The organism is Bartonella sp. AP36NXGY, from assembly GCF_042195865.1.
In the GTDB taxonomy this organism is placed as follows: domain Bacteria; phylum Pseudomonadota; class Alphaproteobacteria; order Rhizobiales; family Rhizobiaceae; genus Bartonella.
Window position 1 is genome coordinate 1 of record NZ_JBHIPD010000072.1, and the last position, 2,396, is coordinate 2,396.

Annotated in this window: 2 protein-coding genes and 1 pseudogene; 2 read left to right on the forward strand and 1 reads right to left on the reverse strand. The window is 33.8% G+C overall.

Going from position 1 to position 2,396, the window contains the following annotated elements; genetic code table 11:
- The first annotated feature begins 192 nt into the window (after positions 1 to 192).
- A complete protein-coding gene (locus ACFINX_RS09765; RefSeq protein WP_041581387.1) occupies positions 193 to 543 on the forward strand; it encodes a type II toxin-antitoxin system RelE/ParE family toxin in 351 nt (116 codons plus the stop codon).
- A gap of 1 nt (position 544) precedes the next feature.
- The gene (locus ACFINX_RS09770) at positions 545 to 868 is read left to right on the forward strand and encodes a helix-turn-helix domain-containing protein (RefSeq protein ID WP_015856199.1); all 324 of its coding nucleotides are present in this window, start codon (positions 545 to 547) and stop codon (positions 866 to 868) included.
- Positions 869 to 990: 122 nt separating this feature from the next.
- Here the strand turns inward: ACFINX_RS09770 and ACFINX_RS09775 are convergent.
- Positions 991 to 1,674, reverse strand: a pseudogene (locus tag ACFINX_RS09775) (portal protein); the annotation flags it as partial.
- Positions 1,675 to 2,396: the final 722 nt, after the last annotated feature.

A 2,396-nucleotide genomic window follows, 5' to 3' on the forward strand; every position in this document is an offset into this window, starting at 1 on the left:
TGTCTTGTAAAAACGTTCTTTTTACATTTGGAAGCGTTGGTTTTTACAAAGCAGCTTTTCATAAGATAAATAAACAATTATGGTTTTTTGTTACCATTTTTATCAAGTCAATTTTATTAATAATAGTTATTAAAAAATCACAAAATTAGAATAACCACTTGAAAATATACCCATATGGGTATATTAATAATCATGAGTAAAATAAAACGTATCATATGGCTTGGTTCTTCACTCAAAGATATAAAAAGTCTTCCTGATCTTATTCAACAAAGGATTGGTTATGCTCTTTATCTTGCTCAGATAGGAGATAGAGGAGAAAATGTTAAGGTTCTCAAGGGGTTTGGATCTGCCAATGTTCTAGAAATTATTGAACGCGATATTCAAGGAACTTATCGCGCTGTTTATACGATACAATATAAAAAATCTCTTTATGTGTTGCATTGTTTTCAGAAAAAATCGACCCGTGGCATTGCAACACCAAAACCAGACATTAATCTGATTAAAGAACGTCTCAAGTTAGCAGAACAATTAGAAGGGAATTAAAATGATCAATGTTTTTCACGGTAGTTCCAATGTTTATGCGGATCTTGGCTTTTCAGATTCCAGAGAGATGCTTATCAAAGCGCAACTTGCTCATAAGATTAGTCAAATTCTGAAAGAAAAGAACTTAACACAAAAACAGGCTAGTCAACTTTTGAAAATGACTCAACCAAAACTGTCTAAACTCTTAAGTGGAGAATTTCGAGGAATTAGTGAAATGAAAATGCTTGAGTGTTTGGCAAAATTGGGAAACGATATAAAGATTATTGTTAATCCGAAAGAAGTTAAAACGCTTGAAGGACATTTTGAAGTTGTTTTTTCTTCTTAAACTTCTTTATGATTAGCTTTTTTGGGTCTATTCATGCATGGCAATCTTATATAAAAAATAGTCAAATGAATCACGTATAAAAGTGTGGATTCTTAAGTGGATTCTTATAAAATAATTACAAACAAACTATTGACTTTATTGTATTTTTGTTTATAATGTCCTTCAACAAGCGTGACCATCCGACGACCGTTTTCAACATCAATGCTCCCTTCATCACTGTAATAATCAAGATCATTATGGTGAACACCTTCATGAGAGCTCCCATCCCTTGCCCAATCTGCACTCAGCTCTGTCCAATGAGATTTGGGAAACATCTGCTTAGCTACTTCTAACGGCTTGCGGTCTACATACCACAAACGTTGTGCATCGGTTAAATTCGGTTGCACTGCCGCACTATCCCAGACCATTTTTAAAGGATCTAAACGCGTAATGACCGGTTCACCATCGAGGCTGTTCTCATAATCAAGGCGGGTATCAGTCCACCCCATTCCACAAATGACAGCATCTTGGAAAGCATCACTATCTGCATATTCAGCATGTGCCATGTCGCGAAACCATTCTGCTGCTCCTGTAAGTAATTCACTTGGCAATGCCTTCCCTATTTGACGAGGAATGAATTGCACTTCTCGCTTATTGTTGCGTTCTGAACCCACAACAGCATTCACAAGCGGAGCAATACGATTAAAAGTCATAACGGGGCGGCGTTGCTTTTTTAACGCCGATAAATCTTCTTCATTCCATTGATCACCATTGTAAAAACCAAAATCCTCCCGCGCATGTTCACGCCATTTGTTCACATGCTCCACATCTTCTTTGTACCAACTGATAAGCTATCATATCAAAAAATGAAATAAAGTCAATAGGTTGTGTGAAATTATTTTATATGAATCCACTTAAGAATCCACATTTTTATACGTGATTCATTTGACCATTTTTTATATAAGATTGGCATGTATGAATAGACCATAAAAAGCAAATCATGATGTAAATATTATAACGCATGTGTGTATTCAAATAAAATGAAAAGCCGATATCATTCATAACAGTTCATAAATTTTATGATACGTTTTTATCACAGCACAAATCACATTGTTTTAAATTTAGTCGTTTAAAAATATCGATAACATACGTTTAAAGATCCCATCTTGTTTTAAAGATTGGATTGTTAATCACATGATAAAAACATAAAATTACAGTTCTCAAAATTAGAAGCGTAAAATAGAGAGCTGTCATAACAGCATCATCATAACAGCGAACATTTTAAAGATTGCATAAAAGGATTAAGGACAAGATCGATTTTATAACCACGGTATTTTTTTACCGAGGTAGGAAATAAAGGTCATGAAATTCAAAATGCTATATCTTATGAAATGAAAAGCCTTTTAATGAATAGATTGCAGGCTAGTCTTTAAGAATGGAACTATTCGCTTCCACAAAAAAATGGAGGCAAATAATGCCATGGCAGTAGAATTACTATCTACTTTAGATTTGGTACTAAAAACGTTTTAAAAGTTATAGTTTAAAAATA